6 protein-coding genes are annotated in these 4,996 nt (G+C 47.5%); 3 read left to right on the forward strand and 3 right to left on the reverse strand.

What is annotated here, in order from left to right; all coding sequences use genetic code 11:
• The coding region (locus GKZ89_RS20545) for a helix-turn-helix domain-containing protein (protein ID WP_155111715.1) at positions 1–105 on the reverse strand (105 nt) is incomplete at its 3' end.
• Between the two features lie 149 nt (positions 106–254).
• On the opposite strand from GKZ89_RS20545, the gene GKZ89_RS20550 reads away from it, so the two are divergent.
• Complete coding sequence (locus tag GKZ89_RS20550; protein ID WP_155114280.1) at positions 255–800, forward strand: DUF4256 domain-containing protein; 546 nt, start codon at positions 255–257, stop codon at positions 798–800.
• A 44-nt stretch (positions 801–844) separates the two neighbouring features.
• Here the strand turns inward: GKZ89_RS20550 and GKZ89_RS20555 are convergent, their stop codons facing one another.
• Positions 845–1,531: a GntR family transcriptional regulator gene (locus GKZ89_RS20555; RefSeq protein WP_162357157.1), complete on the reverse strand. Its 687-nt coding sequence runs from the start codon at positions 1,529–1,531 to the stop codon at positions 845–847.
• Between the two features lie 83 nt (positions 1,532–1,614).
• Positions 1,615–2,460, reverse strand: coding sequence for a YitT family protein (locus GKZ89_RS20560; protein ID WP_155114282.1), 846 nt, complete (start codon positions 2,458–2,460; stop codon positions 1,615–1,617).
• 293 nt (positions 2,461–2,753) lie between these two features.
• Between GKZ89_RS20560 and exaC the strand changes: the two genes are divergently transcribed.
• Together exaC and GKZ89_RS20570 are read left to right on the forward strand one after the other, a co-directional pair.
• Positions 2,754–4,274 carry an acetaldehyde dehydrogenase ExaC gene (exaC, locus tag GKZ89_RS20565; protein ID WP_162357159.1) on the forward strand — a complete coding sequence of 507 codons (1,521 nt, stop codon included), beginning with the start codon at positions 2,754–2,756 and terminating at the stop codon, positions 4,272–4,274.
• 20 nt (positions 4,275–4,294) lie between these two features.
• Entirely contained in the window at positions 4,295–4,672 is a 378-nt protein-coding gene (locus tag GKZ89_RS20570; protein WP_155114284.1) for a DUF779 domain-containing protein, read from the forward strand.
• Positions 4,673–4,996 lie beyond the last annotated feature (324 nt).

A 4,996-nucleotide genomic window follows, 5' to 3' on the forward strand; every position in this document is an offset into this window, starting at 1 on the left:
GAAATGATTGAACACAAACCGCGAGCAGCCGATTGTTTTGTTGATGAGAATTTCCTGTTCTTTGTTTGGGTAGATTCTGAATTTGTAGGCTTTGTGTGTTTTCAAGCGTTTTCACCTCCTATATCTATTATAGGGAACTGATGTTCTTTTATTCAAGTGAAAAGCAATTCATCCCCCACTTTACACTTCGCAAGAAGTGGGGGTCTTCTCGCCGGAGATGATAAAAAAATCCGATAAAAGGAAGGCGGATATGGATGGAGACTTTTAGAAACGAAGATTTGCTTCCAGTTTTGAAGGATCGCTTTGAAAAGAATATGAGCCGCCATGAGGGACTGCAGTGGGCAGACGTGGAAGAAAAGCTGACAAACGATGAGGACAAGATGCGCTCCCTCTTTGAAATGGAACGGACCGGGGGAGAGCCGGATGTGATCGGCTATGACAGCGTAAAAAACGAATATCTCTTCTGTGATTGTTCAGCAGAGAGCCCTAAAGGCCGGAGAAGTGTGTGCTTTGATCTTGAGGCACTTCAGTCGAGGAAGAAGCATCCGCCTGAAAACAATGCCATGGATATGGCTGCCTCCATGGGAATTGAGATGTTAAATGAGTCACAATACCGTACCCTGCAGGAGCTTGGAGATTTCGATATGAAAACATCGAGCTGGGTGCAGACACCGCCTGAGATCCGAAAGCTTGGCGGCGCCCTTTTCTGCGACAAGCGCTACAATCGTGTCTTCGTGTATCATAATGGCGCGGATTCCTACTACGCTGCCAGAGGGTTCCGCGGTTTTCTGAAAGTGTAGACGAAAAAACTCAGAGTCCTCGTGAGACTCTGAGTTTTTTTCTGTCATCCGCCCTGAAAAATTTCGGTCAGCGGCTGAAATCCGCTATCCTGAATCCGCAAGTCGTTCATGCTGCGCTTCATATGCTGATCGATGAGTGCATGAAGCTCACTTTCATCCTTTTTCTCCATCGCTTCAACCATTTTCCCATGCTCGGCAGCCCTCGCACTGTGTCCTGCATCCACCTGATAAAAGACATCAAAAAGAAACAGATAGACGGTGTTCTGGTTCAGAAGCTGTTCCATGTAGCGGATCAGGAACTTGTTCCCGCTCTTTTTTGCTAAAAACAGATGAAACTCCTTATTCAGCCGGACATACTCCTTTAAATCCTTGCTTTTATACGTTTCCTGCTCTTTTTTCAGCAGCTCTCTCAACCCCGCAAGGTCTTTATCGGTTACATTCTTCAGTCCGTATCTGACCGCCATATGCTCAAATTCGTTTCTCATTTCAAAAAAAGCCTGAATTTCCGACTTGGACGGATGAACAACGAACGATCCTTTATTCGGGACCATTTCGATCAGCCCTTCAGCCTCGAGCCGCTTGAAAGCCTGTCTGATTGGTGTACGGCTCACCTTCAGCGTTTCGGAAACGGTCTGCTCTACAAGCTGTGTTCCTGGGGCAATTTTTCTGGCGAGAAGAGCGTCCTTGAGATGGCTGTACACTCGCTGCTCAGTAGTCTGTTTCTCTTCCAAGAGGTTCCCCCTCTTTCTGCAATGCTTTTTATTCATCATATACGAAGTTCAGCCCGTTAAAAAGAGGCTTCCTGTACCGGACCTTAGGCGAAGGACTTAAAGTTCCGCCCCATAATCTCATTCATATTATGGATGGTCACAAAAGCATCTCCGTCCACCGCCTGAATAAAGGTCTTCAGCCGGAAAAAGTCTTTTCTTGTCAAAATCGTTGTGATCACTTCTTTTTCATCATTGGAAAAAGCGCCTTTCGCAACGTGGACCGTTGCTCCTTTATTCAATTCCCGGAGAATAAACTGTTTAATTTTATCGCTTTCCCCGCTGATAATGACCACTTCTTTATTTTCATTCATCATCTGCATCGCATAATCAATAAAAAATCCTTTTATGAACAGGCCGAGCAGTGCATACATGCCTGTTTGAATGCCAAACACAGCAGCAGAAGAAACAACGATCAGTATATCAGCAAGCAAAACAGCCCTTCCCATTTCGATATGGGTGAATTTATGAATGATTCTCGCAATGATATCCGTTCCTCCCGTAGATGCACGCTGGCTGAATACGAGTGCGCTTCCGAAGGACCCGATCATCATCCCGATAATCAGCTCAATCAGTACATCACTGCTCATCGGCTCAGCCATCGGAAAGAAAATGCTGAAGCCCCAAACGAGGAGACTGAGCATGACACTGGAGTACAAGGATACTGCTCCGAATGCAGACCCGATAATCAGAAACCCGATTAAAAACAGAACAGCATCGAGGGCAAGCATAATCTGGCCAACCGGGAGCGGCAGAAAATCATGCAGAACAATCGCCAGTCCCCCCGTTCCTCCAGCAGCTATATGGTTAGGCGACATAAAGAAATGAATGTTTACAGCAACCAGAATAAGACCCATATTAATTTTGATAAAAGACAGCACTTTAGGGCTCATTCGGAGACCTCCTTTTATAACAAATTGTCGTTCAAAATTGTTCAACAATCCAGATTATAACGGGCTGATGGAGGAATGTAAACGGCGAATTCCCAGGTAAACCTTTACATGACAAAGAAATAATCTGCATGGTTCTATTCTGCACAGTGCTGCTCCATCCGTGCCCACTCAGGAAGCAGGGCTCATCCACTCAATTTCCATATTATTTGACAATTCTCTTTATCCATGTTTCTCTAAAACTAGATTGTAAGCGTTTGCAATCTATAGTCCTACATAAACGGGAGGAGAAATGAATCATGTATCAGTTTCCAAACACGGAAGGCTCACTCATTCAGTTCAAAGACCGTTACGGCAACTTTATCGGAGGCCGCTGGCAGCCGCCTGTTAAAGGGGAATACTTCGAAAATATCACTCCGGTCACCGGCAAGGTGTTCTGCCAGGTTGCCCGTTCGACGGAAGAGGATATTGAAATGGCCTTGGATGCGGCTCATAAAGCGAAGGATTCCTGGGGCAGGACTTCCGTCACCGAGCGGTCCCTCATTTTAAACCGGATCGCAGACCGGATGGAAGAGAACCTGGAAAAACTGGCGATTGCGGAAACATGGGAGAACGGAAAAGCTGTCCGCGAAACGCTGAACGCCGATATCCCTCTTGCCGTTGACCATTTCCGCTATTTTGCTTCTGTCATCCGTGCCCAGGAAGGCAGCATCGGGCAGATTGATGAACATACGGTTGCTTACCACTTCTATGAGCCGCTTGGTGTAGTCGGCCAAATCATCCCCTGGAACTTTCCAATCCTTATGGCTGCCTGGAAAATTGCTCCCGCCCTTGCTGCAGGCAACACGATCGTCCTAAAGCCTGCTGAACAGACCCCTGTTTCTCTCATGTACCTCCTTGACCTCATTGGCGATCTATTGCCTGAAGGCGTTCTAAACGTAGTTAACGGATATGGCTTAGAAGCCGGAAAACCGCTCGCATCCAATCCAAGAATCAGCAAGATCGCGTTTACCGGGGAAACAACGACCGGACGGATGATCATGCAGTATGCCTCTCAAAATATTATTCCTGTCACTCTGGAGCTTGGCGGCAAATCTCCTAATCTCTTTTTTGAAGATGTCATGCGGGAGGATGATGAATTTCTCGATAAGGCCGTTGAAGGCTTTGTCATGTTTGCTTTGAATCAGGGGGAAGTATGTACATGCCCTTCCCGTGCCCTCATTCAGGAATCCATCTATGATCAGTTCATGGAGCGGGCGGTTGAGCGGGTAAAGGCCATTAAAACCGGAAACCCCCTCGATCCGAATGTCATGATGGGTGCCCAGGCTTCCTCTGAACAAATGGAGAAAATCCTTTCCTATCTGGAAATCGGAAAATCGGAAGGAGCAAAATGCCTGGTCGGCGGTGAACGCAACCGGCTTGAAGGAGACCTCGAGGGAGGCTACTATATTCAGCCAACGATTTTTGAAGGCAAAAATAATATGAGAATCTTCCAGGAAGAGATTTTCGGTCCTGTTCTTTCCGTGACCACTTTTAAAGATAAAGAGGAAGCACTGTCCCTTGCCAATGACAGTCTGTATGGACTTGGAGCAGGCATCTGGACACGTGATATGAACACAGCCTTCCACTTCGGCCGTTCGATCGAAGCCGGGCGGGTTTGGACGAACTGCTACCATAACTACCCGGCTCATGCTGCGTTCGGAGGCTACAAAATGTCCGGAATCGGCCGCGAAAACCACAAAATGATGCTCAGCCATTATCAGCAGGTGAAAAATCTGCTCGTCAGCTACAGCACAAACAAGCTCGGATTCTTCTAAGAAAGCGGGGTGCAAGACCGATGACTGATCGAGTTACGGCGACCGAGCCGGCCATCGAACTGATCCACAAGCTGAAAGACAAACACGGACCAATCATGTTCCATCAATCAGGCGGCTGCTGTGACGGCAGCTCGCCGATGTGCTATCCAGAAGGGGATCTTCTCATCGGCAGCCAGGATGTTCTGCTTGGTGAAATTGGAGGCAGTCCCTTTTATATTAACCGGAAGCAATATGAATACTGGAAACACACCCAGCTGATCATCGACGTCGTCGAAGGCCGGGGCGGCATGTTTTCTCTCGAAGGAGTGGAAGGCGTCCGCTTCCTCAGCCGCTCAAGGCCGTTTACAGCGGAAGAGATCTCTGAGCTGAACGCGGAGGAAGAAGCAGGGAGAAGGTAGAGGGGCGTGCTGGGGCTTCTGCTCGAGGTCCGGCTTGGGCTTGGACTGGCGCTTCGGCTGGCTATGGGGCAGAGCCTCGTACCTGGATATGTGCTGAGTGAAATCGGGGCTCGAATTCTGCCAGGAACCGCTTCGGCCGCCATGTCGAATTCTGCAGAAAAGTCGATATATCAAAAAAATAGTCGATATCTTTGTATTTTGATCGATATAATTTCAAAATAGTCGATATATCAAAATTTCAGTCGATATCGGTTGAGCCCCCTAACTTTGGACACTCTCTTCCGAATTCTAATGTTTTCTCCGTTTTTCAAAGAGCGATCTTTC

The sequence above is a fragment of the Metabacillus mangrovi genome (assembly GCF_009711125.1).
In the GTDB taxonomy this organism is placed as follows: Bacteria; Bacillota; Bacilli; order Bacillales; family Bacillaceae; genus Metabacillus_B; species Metabacillus_B mangrovi.

Excerpts from the sequence above, each read along its gene's own strand:
- GKZ89_RS20550 (WP_155114280.1), top strand. The coding sequence starts at position 255 with ATGGAGACTTTTAGAAACGAAGATTTGCTTCCAGTTTTGAAGGATCGC.
- GKZ89_RS20560 (WP_155114282.1), bottom strand. The coding sequence starts at position 2,460 with ATGAGCCCTAAAGTGCTGTCTTTTATCAAAATTAATATGGGTCTTATT.
- GKZ89_RS20570 (WP_155114284.1), top strand. The coding sequence starts at position 4,295 with ATGACTGATCGAGTTACGGCGACCGAGCCGGCCATCGAACTGATCCAC.